Source organism: Nonomuraea mangrovi, assembly GCF_042681425.1.
Taxonomy (GTDB): domain Bacteria; phylum Actinomycetota; class Actinomycetes; order Streptosporangiales; family Streptosporangiaceae; genus Nonomuraea; species Nonomuraea mangrovi.
This window is the reverse complement of the sequence record NZ_JBHUFV010000075.1, coordinates 16,240-33,719: the sequence shown is the minus strand read 5'-3', so window position 1 is coordinate 33,719 and position 17,480 is coordinate 16,240. Positions and strand designations below refer to the sequence as shown.

14 protein-coding genes are annotated in these 17,480 nt (G+C 71.4%); 7 read left to right on the top strand and 7 right to left on the bottom strand.

The window, feature by feature from the left end; translation table 11 throughout:
- The first annotated feature begins 144 nt into the window (after positions 1-144).
- Positions 145-2,937 (top strand): DNA primase, encoded by a 2,793-nt coding sequence (gene dnaG / locus ACFSKW_RS45820; protein ID WP_379580896.1) that lies wholly within the window; start codon positions 145-147, stop codon positions 2,935-2,937.
- A gap of 290 nt (positions 2,938-3,227) precedes the next feature.
- Positions 3,228-4,331 carry an RNA polymerase sigma factor RpoD gene (gene rpoD, locus ACFSKW_RS45815; protein WP_379580895.1) on the top strand — a complete coding sequence of 368 codons (1,104 nt, stop codon included), beginning with the start codon at positions 3,228-3,230 and terminating at the stop codon, positions 4,329-4,331.
- An 82-nt stretch (positions 4,332-4,413) separates the two neighbouring features.
- Here rpoD and ACFSKW_RS45810 read toward each other — a convergent pair whose 3' ends face one another.
- The 7 genes from ACFSKW_RS45810 to ACFSKW_RS45780 are packed head-to-tail and all read right to left on the bottom strand — an operon-like array spanning position 4,414 to position 12,896.
- Positions 4,414-5,244: a glutamate ABC transporter substrate-binding protein gene (locus ACFSKW_RS45810; protein ID WP_379580894.1), complete on the bottom strand. Its 831-nt coding sequence runs from the start codon at positions 5,242-5,244 to the stop codon at positions 4,414-4,416.
- The gene (locus ACFSKW_RS45805) at positions 5,241-6,569 is read right to left on the bottom strand and encodes a hypothetical protein (RefSeq protein ID WP_379580893.1); all 1,329 of its coding nucleotides are present in this window, start codon (positions 6,567-6,569) and stop codon (positions 5,241-5,243) included. The genes ACFSKW_RS45810 and ACFSKW_RS45805 overlap by 4 nt, the downstream gene beginning before the upstream one ends.
- On the bottom strand, positions 6,566-7,318 hold the full coding sequence (locus ACFSKW_RS45800; RefSeq protein ID WP_379580892.1) for an FHA domain-containing protein: 753 nt from the start codon (positions 7,316-7,318) through the stop codon (positions 6,566-6,568). The genes ACFSKW_RS45805 and ACFSKW_RS45800 overlap by 4 nt, the downstream gene beginning before the upstream one ends.
- A gap of 1 nt (position 7,319) precedes the next feature.
- On the bottom strand, positions 7,320-8,582 hold the full coding sequence (locus ACFSKW_RS45795) for a vWA domain-containing protein (protein WP_379580891.1): 1,263 nt from the start codon (positions 8,580-8,582) through the stop codon (positions 7,320-7,322).
- Positions 8,579-9,424: a PP2C family serine/threonine-protein phosphatase gene (locus tag ACFSKW_RS45790; protein WP_379580890.1), complete on the bottom strand. Its 846-nt coding sequence runs from the start codon at positions 9,422-9,424 to the stop codon at positions 8,579-8,581. The genes ACFSKW_RS45795 and ACFSKW_RS45790 overlap by 4 nt, the downstream gene beginning before the upstream one ends.
- The gene (locus ACFSKW_RS45785) at positions 9,421-11,667 is read right to left on the bottom strand and encodes a tetratricopeptide repeat protein (RefSeq protein WP_379580889.1); all 2,247 of its coding nucleotides are present in this window, start codon (positions 11,665-11,667) and stop codon (positions 9,421-9,423) included. Before ACFSKW_RS45785 ends, ACFSKW_RS45790 begins: the two co-directional genes overlap by 4 nt.
- Entirely contained in the window at positions 11,664-12,896 is a 1,233-nt protein-coding gene (locus ACFSKW_RS45780) for a hypothetical protein (protein WP_379580888.1), read from the bottom strand. The genes ACFSKW_RS45785 and ACFSKW_RS45780 overlap by 4 nt, the downstream gene beginning before the upstream one ends.
- A 162-nt stretch (positions 12,897-13,058) precedes the next feature.
- Here ACFSKW_RS45780 and ACFSKW_RS45775 point away from each other — a divergent pair, with 162 nt between their 5' ends.
- The 5 genes from ACFSKW_RS45775 (at position 13,059) to ACFSKW_RS45755 (ending at position 17,443) form a co-directional block, all read left to right on the top strand.
- Complete coding sequence (locus ACFSKW_RS45775) at positions 13,059-13,217, top strand: hypothetical protein (protein WP_379580887.1); 159 nt, start codon at positions 13,059-13,061, stop codon at positions 13,215-13,217.
- Between the two features lie 75 nt (positions 13,218-13,292).
- The gene (gene efeO, locus ACFSKW_RS45770) at positions 13,293-14,468 is read left to right on the top strand and encodes an iron uptake system protein EfeO (RefSeq protein WP_379580886.1); all 1,176 of its coding nucleotides are present in this window, start codon (positions 13,293-13,295) and stop codon (positions 14,466-14,468) included.
- Positions 14,469-14,471: 3 nt separating this feature from the next.
- Positions 14,472-15,671, top strand: a complete 1,200-nt coding sequence (gene efeB, locus ACFSKW_RS45765; protein ID WP_379580885.1) for an iron uptake transporter deferrochelatase/peroxidase subunit — start codon at positions 14,472-14,474, stop codon at positions 15,669-15,671.
- Positions 15,672-15,695: 24 nt separating this feature from the next.
- Positions 15,696-16,973 carry an amylo-alpha-1,6-glucosidase gene (locus ACFSKW_RS45760; RefSeq protein WP_379580884.1) on the top strand — a complete coding sequence of 426 codons (1,278 nt, stop codon included), beginning with the start codon at positions 15,696-15,698 and terminating at the stop codon, positions 16,971-16,973.
- Positions 16,970-17,443: a hypothetical protein gene (locus ACFSKW_RS45755; protein WP_379580883.1), complete on the top strand. Its 474-nt coding sequence runs from the start codon at positions 16,970-16,972 to the stop codon at positions 17,441-17,443. The genes ACFSKW_RS45760 and ACFSKW_RS45755 overlap by 4 nt, the downstream gene beginning before the upstream one ends.
- Positions 17,444-17,480 lie beyond the last annotated feature (37 nt).

Here is a 17,480-nt window from a genome sequence, read left to right as displayed (position 1 = left end):
GTGTGCGGTCCCGACCCCTCGATCCGGTACGGCGGGCCCCGCGCCGAGCCCCACGACGGCCACCGCGCGCGAGCGGCGGGGACCGCCCGCCGATACCTGCCCCGGCCCGGCGAAAGTGTCGGACGGCGCGACTAGACTCGCCGCGTGGCAGGCAGGATCCGTGACGTCGACATCGCGCTCGTACGCGAGCGTTCCCCGATCGCCGACGTGATCGGTGAGCACATCCAGCTCCGCAACGCGGGCGGCGGAAACCTCAAGGGCCTGTGCCCGTTCCACGACGAGAAGAGCCCGTCCTTCAACGTCACCCCCGAACGCGGGATGTACTTCTGTCTTGCGGCGGAGACCCGCGTCCTCACCTGGGAGGGTGTGCGCCCGATCGGCGAGCTCGCCGGTGGGGTCCACCGGATCCTCGCGGCCGACGGCACCTGGGTGGACGCCCCCTTCAAGTCCTTCGGCGTGCAACCCCTCATGCGCCTGGTGGTCAGCAGAAACGGGCTGAAGAAGGAGATTTACGCCACTCCCGAGCACCGCTGGTTCGTAAAGTCGGGCAAGAAGCGCGACAAGCGCGCCGAGGTCGTCACCCAGGACCTCAAGCCCCAGCAGCGCCTCGTCACCGTCTTCCCCGGCAGCCGGGTCAAGCGGACCAGACCGTCGCCGTTCGGCATCGCCCACGGGATCACCTTCGGCGACGGCACGCGGGCGGGCACGGGCAGCAGGGCCACGCTCGACAGCCTCAAGGACGCCCAGCTCCTCAAGTGGTTCCCGCACAGCTTCGTGACCGAGGGCGGTTCGGGGGAGTGGAAGCAGCTCCTGGTACATGACCTGCCCAGATTCTTCAAGGAATTGCCGCCGCTCGACGAATCCGTCTCGTACATGTACGGCTGGCTCGCCGGATATGTGGCGGCCGACGGTCATGTCGCCGAAGACGGCACGGTCATGCTCAACTGCGCGAGCCGCGACGCCCTGGAGTTCGTGCGTGCCGTCTGCACCCGCCTCGGCATCGGCACCTACGGAGTGACCGAACAGGTGCGCGAGGGCTTCTCGGGCAGGGAGCCGAGCTCGATCTTCCGCGTCCACTTCGTCAACGAGGACCTGACCGAGAGTTTCTTCCTCCTCGACCACCACCGCACGCGGTTCGCCGGAGCGTCGAAGAGCCTCGCGCGCCGTGGCTGGACGGTCGAGTCAGTCGAGACTACGGACCGGGTGGAAGAGGTCTTCTGCGCGACGGTCGACCACGGGCATGCGTTCGTCCTGGAAGACAACCTTCTGACGGGTAACTGCTTCGGCTGCGGCGAGGGCGGCGACGTCATCACGTTCGTCGAGAAGATCGAGCACCTGTCCTTCCACGAGTCGGTCGAGCGGCTGGCGCAGCGGGCAGGCGTGCAGTTGCAGTACGAGCAGGGCGGCTACGTCCCCAAGCGCGACCAGGGCGAGCGGGCCAGGCTGATCGAGGCGCACAAGGCGGCCGCGGAGTTCTACCTCGAGCGGCTGTTCTCCCCGGAGGCTGCGCCGGGGCGCAGGTTCCTGTCCGAGCGCGGCTTCGAGCGGGCCGACGCGGAGCTGTTCGGCGTCGGCTACTCCCCGAACGAGTGGGAGGCACTGACGCGCCACCTGCTCGGCAGGGGCTTCACCGCGCAGGAGATCGTCAAGGGCGGCCTGGCCAAGGAAGGCAGGCGCGGCCCCATCGACCGCTTCCGCGGGCGGCTCATCTGGCCGATCCGCGACGCGACGGGCGACGTGATCGGGTTCGGCGCGCGCAAGCTCCTCGACAGCGACGACGGCCCCAAGTACCTCAACACGCCCGAGTCGCCGCTGTACAAGAAGTCGCAGGTCCTCTACGGCATCGACCTGGCCAAGCGGGAGATCTCCAAGCGCTCCCAGGCGGTGATCGTCGAGGGCTACACCGACGTGATGGCCTGCTATCTGGCGGGCGTGCCGACCGCGGTGGCCACCTGCGGCACCTCCTTCGGCGAGGAGCACATCAAGATCCTGCGCCGGTTCCTGCTCGACCAGTCCTCGGCCACCGGCGAGGTGATCTTCACCTTCGACGGCGACGCGGCGGGCCAGAAGGCCGCGTTGAGGGCGTTCGCCGACGAGCAGAAGTTCGTCACGCAGACCTACGTCGCGGTGCAGGCCGACGGGCTCGACCCGTGCGACCTGCGGGTCAAGCAGGGCGACGCCGCCGTGCGTGACCTGGTGGCCAGCAGGGAGCCGCTGTTCCAGTTCGCCATCCGCAGCACGATCTCCCGTTACGACCTGCGCACCAACGAGGGCAAGATCGCCGCGCTGGACGCGGCGGCGCCGATCGTCGCCGGCATCAAGGACACGGGGCTGCGCAAGCGCTACGCGATCGACCTCGACAGGTGGCTCGGCTTCATGGACGAGCGGTTCGTCATCCAGCGCATCGCCGAGGTCGGCGGCGCGCAGGTGGCCAGGCAGCAGCGCGCGCCCAAGGTGGCGCTCGTCGAGCCGCACGTGCGCGTGGAGGGCGAGCTGCTCAAGCTGGCCGTGCAACGGCCCGCCCTGGTGGGGCCGCGCTTCGACGCGCTGGAGGCCGAGGCGTTCACCACGCCCGAGCACGTCGCGATCCACGCCGTCATCGTGGCGGCCGGCGGCGCCGTGGCGGGCGGGCCCGGCGGCAGGGAGTGGGTGGACCGGCTGCTGGAGCACGCGCCCGACGAGGCGGCGCGCGGCCTGGTCACCAAGTTCGCCGTCGAGGCCATCAAGGCCGACGCCGAGGTCGAGCAGCGCTACGGCACGGAGTTGCTGGCGGCCGTCGAGGGCATCGCGGTCGACCGGGCGATCGCGCAGGTGAAGTCGAGGCTGCAGCGGCTGAACCCGGTGGAGGAGCCCGAGGAGCACCGGCGGCTGTTCGGCGAGCTGCTGGGGCTCGAACGGCAGCGCAAGGCGCTCAGGGAACGCGCCGTGGGGAGCTGACGCCCGGCTCGCGGGACGGCTCGCGCGCGTCCGCGTTCACGCCATTCGGGAAGCCGTTCGCGGGCAGCCTCGAGTCGCGTCCGGTCGCCGACATTGCGAACTCGATCGCGTAATTGGCTTTTCTTTCCTGATCAAACTCTTGCCAAACATTAATAAGATCTCGATTCGGTAATGATGCAGATCTTACCTCGAGTGACAAAAATGGGTCTGCCATTTTATGGAAGCAATACTGCAGACTGTGTCCCGTGGGTGCATCGGTGCTGCCAAGTGGGCCGCCATCGGTAGACCAGGTGGCGGACCTCGTCGCGAAAGGAAGAGAGCGCGGAAGCGTAACCGTCGATGACGTAGCCGCCGCGCTCGACCGCTCCGAGCTGCCGTCCGACGCGCTGGAGCGCGTCGTGCGGATGCTCGCCGAGAACGGGGTGGAGGTCCTCGAGCCGCAGGGCGACGAGGAGACCCCACGCCCTGATGAGGAGGACGTAGGCAAGCGGGCGCCGACCAGCGATCTGGTCCGCATCTACCTGCGCGAGATCGGCCGGGTCCCGCTGCTCACCGCAGAGGAGGAGGTGGAACTCGCCAAGTCCATCGAGGCCGGGCTGTTCGCCGAGGACAAGCTGACCAACGGGATCGCCAGGCTGGCCTTCCCGGAGTTCAGGGAGCTGGTCTGGCAGGGCACGCGGGCCAAACAGCGCCTGATCGAGGCCAACCTCAGGCTCGTGGTCTCCATAGCGAAACGGTATGTCGGGCGCGGCATGCTCTTCCTCGACCTGATCCAGGAGGGCAATCTCGGTCTCATCCGCGCGGTCGAGAAATTCGACTACACCAAGGGCTACAAGTTCTCCACCTATGCGACGTGGTGGATTCGCCAGGCGATCACCCGGGCCATTGCCGACCAGGCGCGCACGATTCGAATTCCCGTGCACATGGTGGAAACGATCAACAAACTGGTTCGGGTGCAGCGCCAGCTCCACCAGGACCTGGGGCGTGAGCCCGCGCCCGAGGAGATCGCGCTCGAGATGGACCTGCCCGTCGACCGGGTGGTGGAGATCCAGCGGATCGCGCAGGAGCCGGTGTCGCTGCAGTCGCCGATCGGCGAGGAGGACTCCGACCTCGGTGACTTCATCGAGGACGCGGACGCCGTGGTTCCCATGGAGGCGGCCGCGTTCATCATGCTGCAGGACCAGCTCGACGACATCCTCGCCACGCTGTCCGAGCGGGAGCAGCGCATCATCCAGCTGCGCTTCGGACTGGCCGACGGGCATCCGAGGACGCTGGAGGAGGTCGGCAGGGAGTTCGGCGTCACGCGGGAGCGCATCCGCCAGATCGAGTCGAAGACGCTCGCCAAGCTGCGTCACCCGACCCGCGCCCAGATGCTGCGCGACTACCTGGACTAGCCGTCCGTCGATCGGTCGCAGGAGCCCCGGGAGACTTCTCCCGGGGCTCCTGCCGTCGTTCCCCATCCCGTTCGGCAGGCGGTCAGGAGCAGCCCTCGAACTGCGGCACCGACACCGTGCCGATCGTCAGCCCCGACTTCGCGAACCACTTGCGCAGCAGCCTGCCCGCCGTCCCGTCCTGGTACATGTCGGTGATGGCGCGGTTGACCGCCTCGCACCCGTCCACGTCGCCCCTGCGCATCCCCACCCCCGTGCGCTGCTCGTTGAACTGGGTGTTCACCAGCCGCACGCCGCCGCCCTCGCGCGCGGCCAGCCCTGCAAGGATCACATCGTTCGTCGTGATCGCGTCGATCTGGCCTGACTTCAGCTTCGTCATGCACTGGTCGTAGGTCGCCACGGGCACCACGGACGCGGGGATCTGCCGCTCGTCGATCACCCGCTGGGCCGCGTTCGACCCCTGCACCTCGCAGATCTTCCGCCCCGCGAGGTCGCGCACGTTGGCGATGCCCGTGGTGCCGTCACGCACCAGGATGTCCTGGTACGACAGGTGGTAGGGGCCGGCGAAGGCCACTCGTGTCTTCCGCTCCTGCGTGATGGAGAAGGTGGCCAGCACCAGATCGGCCTTGCCTTCGAGCAGGAGCCGCTCCCTGTCGGCGGCCAGCGCGGGCACGAAGGTGGGGGTGGCGCCGAGCTTGCGCGCGACGTAGGTGGCCACGTCGACGTCGAACCCCTCGAACCGGCCGTCCTTCCTGAAGCCGATCGCGGGCAGGTCGGGCCGGACACCGATGACGAGCGTCTCCTTGCCGACGATCGACGAGGCGTCGCCCGAGCCGCACCCGCCCGAAGCGGCCAGGACGAGCGCGCACGCCAGGACGGCCGGCACGCGGAGGGTCAGCATGCGCACCTTCTTCACCGGTACTCCTTCAGCCGTGGCCACACTCCTGCGAAGACGCCCGCCGCGATGACGAGGATCCCGATCGGCAGCAGCACCCACAGCCCGCGCAGCCCCGTGCCGCCGTCGGCGATCGCGTTGGCGAAGGTGGTCTCGTGTCGTTGGCCGAGCCGTACCAGCGTGGCGTCGTAGTCGTCGAAGGCCGCGCGCACAGGGCCGGTCAGGGCGGCGGTCGCCGCCGCGCCCGACTGGGCGCGCAGGGCCTGGTCGGCCTGCTGGAAGCGCTGCCAGGAGGCGGCGACGTCGCGCCCCCTCAGCATGCCGAGGAACCGGGTGTCCTTCAGCGCGCCGACGGCGCGCTGGTAGGCGGGCAGGTTCTCGGCGGCGACGTAGACGAGCGACTGCGACTTGTCGAAGAAGGTGTGCTGGTAGGTGTCGGCGCGCACGCTGTCGAGCAGGTAGCGGCTCTGGTCGGCGTGCAGGCTGTTGCTGATCGCCCGCGCTCTGGCGAGGGTCAGGACCGAGTCGAAGCCGTCACGCTTGGCGGTCACCAGGGCGGAGGCCTCCTGCTCCAGCACGACCGCGCCCGTGATGGCGCACGCGGCCGTCGCCAGGCTGGCGGCCAGCAGCGCGGGCCCGAAGACCCGGCGGAACCTGCGGGCCAGATACACCTGGAGCCAGACCAGGCAGCCGAGCGCGAGCGCGCCGCTGAGGAGGGCGACCAGGCGGACGGCGACCACGGTGGCGTGGCCGTCCTCGTAGGCGTGCCTGACGATGGTGCCGCTCTCCAGGGTCAGGTTGTAGGCCTGGGGGAGCAGCTCTCGCGTCATGAGGTCGGTCGCCTGCCGGTAGGCGGCAAGCGCCTTGTCGTCCGCGCCCGAGGATTCCGGGGCCGAGGACGTGGAGCCGTCCGACCCCGCCGGGGCGGCGGACAGCGAGCTCAGGAGGAGGGCCTCGGAGGCGAGGCGCTCGTAGCGGCCGAGACCGTCGAGCACCGAGGCGATCGTGCGGCGTTCGGCGGGGTCGGCGCCCGCCAGGCTGTGCGCCTGCAGGAGCGCCGCCCCGACCTCCTTGCGCCGCTGGTCGTAGCGGGCCAGCGCGTCCTGGCGCCGGTCGCCGAGCAGCAGGGCGTCGGCCACCTGGGCGTCCATGTCGCTGAGCCCCATGTAGAGCCCCGCGGTCGCCACCACCTGCGGCCCCGCGTCGAGCCCGATCACCCTCAGCCCCTCCCTGGCCGCGGCGGTGCCGTAGGCGAGGGTGGAGAACAGCAGCGTGAGAGAGGCGACGGTGACCGCGGAGATCACCTTGATCCGCCCCGGCACCGTACGGCGGGCCAGGAACATCATGACGCGTTCTCGCGCAGCGTGATGACCGTCCAGGCGCCGAGGTGGATCGTGTCGCCCTGGGTGACCGGCACGGGCACGTTGACCTGGAGGGACTCGCCGTTGACGCGGGTGCCGTTCGCCGAGCCCGGATCGACGAGCGTCCACGCGCCGTCGGCCCCGGCCATGAGGACGGCGTGCAGGTGCGAGATCCCCGGGTCGGCGGGGGGCGTGCCCAGGTCGATCTCGGGGAAGGTGCCGCGCGTACGGCTGGAGCGGCCGATGCGCACCTGCTTGCCGATCAGCGGATAGGCGCGCTCGGGGCAGTAGGGAGGGAAGACCATGGCGCGGGCGTCGGGGCCGTTCAGGGCGATGACCTCGTCGAAGTAGGCGCGGTCGGCTCCGACCACGGCCTCCCACAGCACGGGGGCGACGGGGTCGGGCAGCGGGGACTCGAAGTCGTGCCCGTCGACCTCGCAGAACCGGCCGCTCCTCGGGGTCTGGCAGATCGGGCACACCTCCCCGGAGGAACCGGACGAGCCGGACGAGCCGGGAGAGCCGGTGGCGGCACCGGAACCGGTGACCCCTGGGGCGCCGGAGGCCTCAGCCGCGCCCTGGTGGCCCGGAGGCGGACCGGGGAGCCCGGGAGAGGGGCCGGCGGGCGCGGGCGGGCCGGAGGGCGCGTGAGCGCTCGACGGCGCCAGCTGGGCGCCGCACACGTCGCAGTACTCCGGGTCCTCGGACGCGTGCCCGTTGGGACACGTCACCGGCATCTCAGCCCTCCTGCCGCAGCTGGCTGGTCCGCGTGGACCCCGTGTCCAGCTCGATCTCGTCCGCCTTGTCCACACGGGTGCGCAGCCTGGCCGTGCCGGTGCCCGGGTCGACCTCCACCACCTTGTCCAGCAGCCTGGCCGTGTCCTCCCGCCCGGAGGAGTCGGCGAGCTGCTTGGCCTTGGCCAGCCTGGCCGTCGCGGTCGCCGTGTCACCCGCCGCGCGGGCGCTCAGCCCCTCCTGGATCAGCTCGTGCAGCTCCGCCTGGCCCGTGTAGTGCGCCACCTTCTTGTTGATCCGGGTCGAGGCGGCGAGGTCGTCCGTCCAGTGCGCCAGGACGTTGCCGCTGGCCAGCACGTCGCCGGTGTCCGGCCGTACCAGCTTGATCCACGCCGCCCTGATCTCCTGGTCGAGCCCGGACGGCGGCACCTCCACGCACAGGTGGTACTCCCGCTCCTCCTCGCCCCACGACCCCGTCGGGTAGTCGCCGGTCAGCGGGTTGACCGCGACCCGCTTGCCCGTCAGGTCGAGCAGGGTCGGCGAGACCTGTTTGACGAACTTCAGCGTGGCGTCCTTGGGAATCCACACGCGCAGCGCGAGCTCGGCCAGCGTCTTGCCCATCGACGCCTCGGTGATCCTGGTGAAGAAGGCGGCCAGGTCCTTCTGGTCGCGCACGTAGTCGAACGTGCCGAGCAGCGCCTCGGAGACCTTGCGAAGCTCCGCAGGCACCCAGTCGGCGCCCACGCCGAGGCTGTCGCAGACGAACCTGCCTTCGCAGTGCTTCAGCGCCCTGGCGAAGGCCTCGTCGCCCTCGTTGTTCTGCCCGTCGGTCATGAGCAGCGCGTGCTTGATGGCGCCTGGCCTGCTCTCCAGCAGGTCGGCGGCCAGCCGCAGCCACTGCCCCATCGAGGTGCCGCCGTTGGCGTCCAGGTTGCCGATTGCGGTCTTGGCGTTGCCGCGCGTGTTGTGGTTCGCCGTGGCGAGCTTCCTCCCCCGCGGGTAGATCATGCGGGCCGAGGTGTCTCCCGCGATCACCGCGAACTCCACCCCTTCGCGCAGCGCGTCGACGGCGGCCTTCGCCGCCTGCCTGGCCTCCCTGATCTTGCTGCCGGACATCGATCCCGACGTGTCGATGATGATCACTTCGGCCGCCTCGGCCGGCACGGAGGGCGCCGCCGTGGCGGTGACGGTGAGAATGGCGTGCACCTCCCTGCCACCGAGCGGCAGGTCCTTGTTCTGGTCGATGTGCAGCGTGAAATCGCTCAAGACGCTCTCCTGACCGGTATCAGAACGACGGTGATGTTGTCGCGCCCACCGGAGGCGAGCGCGTGGTGCACGAGCGCCCGCGCCCCGTCGATGGGTACGGCGGCGCGGAAGGAGACGGGGTCGTCGAGATAGCCCCACAGCCCGTCCGTGCACACCATGAGCAGGCCCGGCGCGTCGGGCACGAAGCCGATCGCGCGGCAGCCCGCGTTCCTGGCGTCCGCGCCCAGCCACGCCGTCAGCACTCCCGCCGTGGCGACGTCGTCGTCGGTCAGCAGGACCGCGGTCCCGTCGTCCGGCAGCCAGTAGGCGCGGCTGTCCCCGACCCAGCCGACCGTGACCAGCTCGGGCCCCGCCACCGCCGACACGTAGGTGCAGGCGGGGGCGTCGTCAGCGGAGGTGCCGAGTTCGGCGACGGCGCGGGCGGCCCGCGCGTACGCCGCCCTGGTGGCCGTCTCCTGGCCGGAGCCCGCCTTGAGCTCCTCGGCCAGGATCGCGACCCCGGTCTGCGCGGCCAGCGTCGAGGCGGTCTCCGGGCGCGGCGACTGGGACACGCCGTCGCAGACCACGGCGATGACCCGCCCTTCGGCCTCGCCCAGCGCCATCGCGTCCTGGTTGCGGCTGTGGCGCAGGCCCCTGTCACTGGCGCCAGCGGCGCCCGAGTCGAGGACGAGCTCGACATGGTCGGTGGCGGCAGGGGCGCGCAGGCCGCACTCGGCGCAGTAGCCGTCGGCGATCTCGCCGCCGCAGGCCGTACAGGAGGCGGGCGGGCCCAGCGGGGAGCCGCACTGCTCGCAGAAGGCGTGGTTGGGGAGCACGGAGGCCCCGCACGCCGGGCAGTTCACAGCCACGTCCTCGGCCGGACCGCGTTGGCGCGGTCGACGAGGTCGTGTCTTTCCTGCCTGGTGGCCGCGGCTCTGGCCAGGTCCCGGTAGACGCCTTCCAGCCTGACACGCACGCCCCGCTGGGTGAGCGGCGCGCCGAGCAGCGTCGTGGCATGGGTGGGCGGGGGCGCGGCAGCCGCCAGCCAGGTGAGCGCGGCCTCCAGGAGCTCGGCCGCCAGCTCGCCCCTGCGTCGCCCTTCCAGGTGTTTGAGCTGGTCGAGCCGTTCGCCGGCGGCGATCAGTTCGGCGGGCGCGAGTTCGGCGGCCGGACGCCGCGCGGCGAGCGCCACCAGCGAGGTCTGCGCGGTCACGTGCTGGCTCGACGAGGCGGGCACCTGGTCGAGGGCGGCCGCGGCGTCGTTGATCCTGCCTGCCGCCAGCTTGGACCTGGCCAGGCCGAACGCGGCGCTCACGTAGCCGCGGTCGGTGCGCCACACCGTGGCGTACCAGCGGGCGGCGGTCACGTGGTCGCCCGCCTGCTCGTGCGCGAAGCCCAGCGCCAGCTTGACGGCCGGCTCGCCGGGCAGCAGACCGAAGCAACGGTCGAACAGCGCCAGGTCCGGCTTTCCCGACACCAGCGTCCGCACCGCCTGGTACCAGGTCACCCGCCAGTCGCCGTGGAGCGTCCGCGCCGCCTCGTCGAGGAAACCGTCGCTGAGATCGTGCTCGGCCACCACCCTCGCCTTGGTCAGCAGCGTCTCGGTGGTGGCGGGCAGCGCGGACACCCTGCTGAGCAGCTCTCGCGGGTCGCGCGCGATCAGCCCGGGCAGCAGTCCTGCCGCAGGGTCGGCGGGATCGACCAGCGGCACCGGCAGCGCCGCCGCGGCCGCCTTCGGATCGAGCGGCTCGAACACGCCGGTGACGCCCTCCGCGACCCGCTCGGGCCCGAAGACCGCCGACTGGCTCGGGTACGGCACGCCGTCCTCCGCCGCGCGGATTTCCCTCAGCACCCCCGTGAGCTGCTCGGCCATGTCGGCGGCGTCGGGGAAGCGCAGGCCGGGCTTGGGATGTGTCGAGCGGACGAGGAAGCGGTGGAAGGACTCGTTCCCCCACGCCTCCGGCCCCGGCAGCGGCTCCTCCACGCCGCCCCGCGCGGGGCTGAAAGGATGGCTCAGCACGGCCAGCGTCCGCGCCACCGTGTAGAGGTCGGAGGTGACCGAGGGTCCGGACGCGGCGATCTCGGGAGCGTGGTAGCCGGCCGTGACGTACGAACTGCCGGTGCGCGCGCCGATGCGCTGGACGGCGCCCAGGTCGATGAGCTTGAGCTGCTGCCTCACCTGGATGACGTTGGCCGGTTTCAGGTCGCAGTAGACGAGACCGTTCTCGTGCAGGTAGTCGAAGGCCTTGAGCATCTCCAGCGCGTAGGGGATCGTCTGGCGCAGCGGCAGTGCCTTCCCCTCGCGCAGCCGCTGTTTGAGCAGGTCCTGCAGGGACGGGCCGCCGACGTACTCCATGACGATGTAGCCGGCGCCCTCGTGCCGCTGGAAGTTGAAGATCTTGACGATGTTGGGGTGGTCGACGGTCGTCAGGAACTTCCGCTCGGCCTCCGCCGCCGCGAGGGCCTCGGTGTCAGCGGCGTTGAGCAGGCCCTTCAGCACCACCCATCGACCGTCGAGGTTCTCGTCCGCGGCCAGGTAGATCCAGCCGAGCCCGCCGTGCGCCAGGCAGCCGAGCACCCGGTACTGCCCCGCGACCAGCGCGCCGGGAGCGAGTTTGGGGGTGAAGCTGTAGGGGGTGCCGTCGTGCGGGCAGAATCCCTCGGTGCGGCCCGGCACGCCCTCCCTGCTGCGCCCGACCGGCCTGCCGCACGCCGAGCAGAACCGTTTGTCCTCCGGCACCTCGGGGTCGTCCATGACGGCGTCGGCCGGATCCCGGTACGGCGTCGGCGGCACGTCGACCAGGCCGTGCCCGAGCACGCCCTTCGACCGCCTGGCGGAGGTCGACCTGCTGCCCGACGACACGGAGCCGGACGACGTCGCGCCCGACGACACCGAGCCGGACGACGCCGCGCCGGAGGGCATGGAGCCGGACGGCCCGCCGCCCGACGGCCCGCCACCGGACCAGGCGGTGGACGCGCTCGGGGCGGAGGCCGCGGAGCCGCCGCCCGCCGGCAGCGGGACCGGTGGGCTCTCGGCATGGCCACAGAAGTCGCAGTAGCCGTCATCGATCGTGCCCGTGCAGCCTGGCTGCGCGCACCTGGTCATCGGCGCCCTCCGTGGATCGCGTCCTGATAGTGCTCCACCGCGTCCGCCGCCTGGTTGAGGTCGCACGGGGCGGTCCACAGCAGCTCGTGGGCCCGCGTGAAACGGCGGGCGCTCTCGGGGTCCTCGGCGAGGCCGACGCGGACGGCCTTGGACTGCGTGGCCAGCAGCCGTCCGCGTAACTCGTCCCTGCGGGCCATCAGCCCGAGCAGGGCGGAGGTCGTGGTCCTCGCGCGGTTCAGCGCCTCCCGGGCCGCGGCCTCCACGCTCGACAGCCGTCTGGCCCGCTCCACCCATCCGCCGCCGGCGAGGCCCACCGGAGGAGTGGCGGCGGCGTCGGCGGCGGCGAGGCCCGCCGGAGGAAGGGCGGCGGCGTCGGCGGCGAGACGGTCGCTCGCGGGGCGCGGCCCGGCCGAGGAAGGAAGGAGGATCTTGACCGAGACCAGCAGGTGGGTTCTGCGCGCCTCCGCCTCCGCCGTCCTGACGAGGGCGATCAAGTCGGTCAGGGCAGCGTGCCTGGGGCCGTACGAACGTCTGAGGGCGTCGGCGCGGGAGAGGTCGGTCAGCCGGGAGTCGAGCGTCGCGCCGAGCCTGTCGAGGTCGGCGACGGGGAAGTCGAGGGGGTCGGCGGTGGCGGTGGAGCGGAGGCGGGCCAGTTCGGCCGCGTGTCCAGGAGCGGCCGGCGGCTCGCCGAGGTCGGCGGTGAGGCGGGTGATCTCGTCGAGGCGGGCCGCCGCCGACTCCATCGCGGGCAGGAACGCCGTCCACGCCGCGTCGATCTCCGTCAGGGTCTCGCCCACCGAGCGGAACGCCTCGTCCATCCGGGTCACGGTCTCGTCGAGGCTGAGGCCGTCAGCGGGCGAGGGGCGTAACGACCGCCGCTCGACCGGCTCGGCCTCGGCCGCCGGCCGTACGGAGGGGCCCATGAGAAGGAACGTCAGCTCCTCCAGCTCGGCGGGCCCGGGGCGGGCGCGTCGGGCCCTGACCTCCTCGGCCTGGCGCAGCACCCCGCGGTAGGCGTCGTACAGGGTCCAGACGCGCGTCATGGCCTCCTGGGCCGAGGCCCACGCGGTCAGCGTCCTGCCGCGTAACGCGGCGCCCTTGAGCAGCTGGAACGAGGTGTGGGACTCCAGATCGAGCAGATCGCCCGAGATGCGGTCACGCTCCTCGCCACGCGTACGCAGGGCGTGGTCGGCGCCCTCCCCGCTCATCGGCGGCCCGGCCGGTTGCATCAACGTTCCCCCGTCGAAGTGTGGACCCCCGCACCTCATTTACCGGGTCAACGCATGACATGTCCAGAGGGGTTCCTGACCCTGAGAGGGTCCCCCTGACTTGTCCCTGATTCGCCTCAGGAACCTGACCGCGAGGGGCCGCGGGAGCCTAGCGTTGACCACATGGCACGCATCCTTCTCATCATCGCCCTCGTCATTGTCGGTCTCATGCTCCTCGGCCCGATCCTGGGCTTCGCCCTCACCCTCCTGAAGTGGGCGCTGATCATCGGCGGCGTCGCCGTGACCGCGATGTTCGTCTCGCGGTGGCTCAAGACGCGGTAGGTGACGCACCCCGCCTCCGAGGTTTAGCTTAGGGAAAGCTTAGTTAGGACGACCTAACACGCCAAGGAGTCGCCCATGCGTTCCCTAGCCTTGTGTGGAGTCCTCGCCTTCGCACTCGCCGCCTGCGGCAACGCCGCGGACGACGGCGCCGACGGAGGCAGCGCCAGCGGGAGCGGAAGCGCGCCATCGGCACCGCGGCCCGCGCCCACGGGCGCCGTCCAGGAGACGGTGGCCGTCACCGCCACCGACACCACCTGCGTCGCGAACAAGACCGACCTCAAGGCGGGGGTCGTCAAGTTCTTGATCAAGAACGACGGCGGCCGGTTCACCGCCGTCTACGTCTACCGCGCCGACAAGACGGTGGTGAGCGAGCGCAACAACATCCAGCCGGGCACCTCCGCCGATCTCGTCGTGGAGATCGGCGGCGGCACCTACGAGCTCGCCTGCAAGCCCGGGCACAAGGGCGACGGCATCAGGACGCCCTTCAAGGTCACCGGCGAGCTCCAGGTCGCCGCCGACCCGCGCGTCACCAGGGCGGTCGACGAGTACCGCGCCTACATCGCCGCCCAGCTCGACGACTCGATCGCCAAGACCCAGGAGTTCGCCGCCGCGATCAAGAAGGGCGACGTCACGAAGGCGAAGGCCCTGTACGCTCCCAGCCGTGTCGGCTGGGAGAGCATGGAACCGGTGGCCGAGGCGTTCGGCGACATCGACCCCAAGGTGGACCTGCGCGAGGCCGACCTCGAAGCCGGCCAGAAGTGGACGGGCTGGCACCGCCTGGAGAAGGCGCTGTGGAAGCAGCCCGACACGCTCCCCAAGGAGGCGAAGTACGCCGACCAGCTCCTGGCCGACCTCGACGACCTGAAGAAGCGGCTGCCCAAGGCCGAGATCACCGCCGCCTCCATGGCCGGCGGGGCCAAGGAGCTGCTCGACGAGGTCGCCACGGGCAAGGTCACCGGCGAGGAGGAGGCCTTCTCGCACACCGACCTGTGGGACTTCGACGCCAACGTCGCCGGCGCCAAGAAGGTCTACGAGCTGCTCACGCCGATCCTCATGGAGCGCAACCCCGCGCTGGTCACCACCCTCGACACCGAGTTCGCCGACCTCCAGAAGCTCCTGGCCGCATACGAGAAGGGCGACGGATACGTCTCCTACACCGAGCTGTCCAAGCAGCAGGTCAAGGAGCTCGCCGACGCGGTCAACGCCCTCGCCGAGCCCCTGTCGGGCCTGGCCGCCGCCGTGGCGGGCTGAGCCGTGGTCACCCGACGCAAGCTGCTGACCGGCGCGGGGCTCGTCGCCGGCGCGGGCGTGGCCGGAGGAGCCGTCTACGGCGTCGTACGGCAGGCCGACCCCGCCCCCGCGTCCGCCGCCGGACACGCCCCCATCCCCTTCCACGGCGCCCACCAGGCGGGCATCGCCACGCCCGTCCAGGACCGCCTGCACTTCGCCGCCTTCGACCTCACCAATCCGACGCGCGGCAGGGTCGTCGCCCTGCTCAGGCTCTGGACCGCGGCCGCCGAGCGGATGACGGCGGGCATGCAGGTCGGCGGCGGAGCGCTCGGCGCGCCGCTCGCCCCGCCCGACGACACGGGCGAGGCGCTGGGCCTGCCCGCCTCCAGGCTCACGCTCACGATCGGCTTCGGCGCGTCGTTCTTCGACAGGCTCGGCCTGGAAAGGCCCGCCGCGCTGAAGGCCCTGCCGCACTTTCCCGGCGACAAGCTCGACCCCGCCCGCAGCGACGGCGACCTGTGCGTCCAGGCGTGCGCCGACGACCCGCAGGTGGCCGTGCACGCCGTACGGAACCTGGTGCGGCTCGGGTTCGGCACGGCCGGCGTGCGCTGGTCGCAGCTCGGCTTCGGCAAGACCTCCTCCACCACGCCGGAGGAGCAGACGCCGCGCAACCTGATGGGCTTCAAGGACGGCACGAACAACATCCCCGGCGCCGACGCCAAGCTGCTCGACCAGCACGTATGGATCGGCTCGGAAGGGCCGAAGGCGCTGGCGGGCGGTACCTACCTGGTGGCGCGGCGGATCAGGATGCACATCGAGACCTGGGACCGCACCTCGCTCAAGGAGCAGGAGGACATCTTCGGCCGCACGAAGGGCGAGGGCGCGGCCTACGGCCGTACGCGCGAGCACGACCCGGTCGACCTCGCGCGCCTGCCCGCCGACTCGCACGTGAGGCTGGCCAATCCCGGCTCGCTCGGCGGCGTCAGGATCCTGCGGCGCGGCTACTCCTTCACCGACGGCAGCGACGGCCTCGGACGGCTCGACGCGGGGCTGTTCTTCCTCGCCTACCAGCGCGACCCCGAGACAGGGTTCATCCCGATCCAGCGGGCCCTGGCCAAGACCGATCCGCTGAACGAGTACATCCAGCACGTCGGCTCAGGCCTGTGGGTGTGCCCGCCGGGGGTGGCCCAGGGCGGGTTCTGGGGACAGGGCCTGTTCAGTTAGGACAGAGCGGAGCATAGTGGGCAGATGGAGGCGCGGCCCGCGGTTGACGACGCGGCGCTGGGGCGCGAAGCCCTGCACGTGCTCGAGGCGAACTGGATGGGGTCGGCCACCGTGCCCGCTCCTGGCCTCTACCCGCACCAGTGGAGCTGGGACTCGGCCTTCGTCGCCATCGGACTGGCCAGGCACCGGCCCGAGCGCTCCATGGCCGAGTTGGACGGCCTGCTGCAGGGCCAGTGGGCGACGGGGATGGTCCCGCACATCGTCTTCCACACCTCCGAGGCCTACTTCCCCGGGCCTTCCGTCTGGCGTTCGTCCGACCACCCCGACGCTCCCCCCGGCATCCTCACCTCCGGCCTGACCACGCCTCCGCTGCACGCGCTCGCCGTGTGGTGGCTCTGGCGACACACCGCCGACACCGCCTACGTCAGGAAGGCCTTCCCGGCGCTCGCCGCCCAGCACGCCTACCTCGCCACCACCCGCGACCTGGGCGGGGGAGGGCTCGCCTCGATCGTCCACCCGTGGGAGTCCGGGATGGACGACAGCCCTACATGGGACGAGCCGCTGGCCGCCCTGCCCGAGATCCGGTACGGCTACCGCACCCCCGGCATGGACGAACGCCACCCCGACAGCGACCATGACCGCTACGTCTGGCTCGCCCTTCGCTACCGCGACGCCGGCTACCGTCCCGAGTACCTGCGCGACGAGCACCCGTTCGCGGTCGAGGACCCGATGTTCAACGGCGTCTGGCTGGCCTCCTGCCACGCCCTGGCCGAACTGGCCCCGATCGCCGGCTTCGACGCAGCCCCGCACCGCGAGCAGGCCGCCACCATCAGGTCGGCCCTCGCCGAACGCCTGTGGAACGGCTGCTTCTACGCCCGCGACCTGCGCGCGGACCGCCTCATCCCGGTCACCACCGTCGGCTCCTTCGGCCCGCTCCTGGACCCCGAACTGCCCCGCGACACCGTCACCGCGCTGGTCGACATCCTGGAATCGGCCCGCTTCATGGGCGCCACCGGCTACCCCGTCCCGAGCTGCGAGATCCGCGCCCACCAGTTCGACCGCACCCGCTACTGGCGCGGGCCCTCCTGGGTCAACACCAACTGGCTGCTGCGGCGCGCCGCCATCCTCCACGACCTGCCCCACCTGGCCCAGCTGCTCACCACCGGCACGCTCCGCCTGGTACGGCAGGCAGGATTCCGCGAGTGCTTCGACCCCTTCGACGGCAGCGGCAGAGGGTGCAGGGACTTCTCGTGGAGTGCGGCGCTCACCCTGGATCTGCTCGCCGATACCTTGGGCTCATGAGTTTCTTCCGCCGCCTGCCGTCCGACGTGCGCAAGGGCCTGGCCACGACCAGCGGGGAACGCGTGCTGACCTTCGCGCGAACCGACGAAGGCTACGTGGTCGCCACCGACCTCGCGCTCTTCCTGCCCGACGGCGAGCGCGTGCCGTGGGAGACCGTGGAACAGGCGGGATGGGACGACGAAGGGCTCAGCCTGACCACCTCGGACGGCCGCCGCCTGTCGGCGCGCGTCGCCGAACCCCACCGCCTGCCCGAGGCCGTCCGCGAACGGGTCAACTCCACGATCGTGGTCAACAAGCACGTGCAGCTGCCGGGCAGGGGAGGGGTGCGCCTCGTCGCCCGCAGGTCGCCCGGCGCCGACGCCTTCACCTGGACCTTCCACTTCGACGAGGGTCTCGACCCGGCCGACCCCGGGCTGCGCGCCCAGGCCGAGCAGGCGTTGGAGGGCCTCAGGCGCAGCATGGGCGTCTGACGCCTGCGAGGGAGCCCGGCCGCTCCGGGCCCCCTCC

Bases quoted from the DNA above. Each gene is read 5' to 3' on its own strand.
- efeO (WP_379580886.1), top strand. From the start codon at position 13,293: ATGCGTTCCCTAGCCTTGTGTGGAGTCCTCGCCTTCGCACTCGCCGCC.
- ACFSKW_RS45800 (WP_379580892.1), bottom strand. From the start codon at position 7,318: ATGCCGGTGACGTGTCCCAACGGGCACGCGTCCGAGGACCCGGAGTAC.
- ACFSKW_RS45805 (WP_379580893.1), bottom strand. From the start codon at position 6,569: ATGATGTTCCTGGCCCGCCGTACGGTGCCGGGGCGGATCAAGGTGATC.
- ACFSKW_RS45755 (WP_379580883.1), top strand. From the start codon at position 16,970: ATGAGTTTCTTCCGCCGCCTGCCGTCCGACGTGCGCAAGGGCCTGGCC.
- ACFSKW_RS45775 (WP_379580887.1), top strand. From the start codon at position 13,059: ATGGCACGCATCCTTCTCATCATCGCCCTCGTCATTGTCGGTCTCATG.
- ACFSKW_RS45780 (WP_379580888.1), bottom strand. From the start codon at position 12,896: ATGCAACCGGCCGGGCCGCCGATGAGCGGGGAGGGCGCCGACCACGCC.
- ACFSKW_RS45785 (WP_379580889.1), bottom strand. From the start codon at position 11,667: ATGACCAGGTGCGCGCAGCCAGGCTGCACGGGCACGATCGATGACGGC.
- ACFSKW_RS45760 (WP_379580884.1), top strand. From the start codon at position 15,696: ATGGAGGCGCGGCCCGCGGTTGACGACGCGGCGCTGGGGCGCGAAGCC.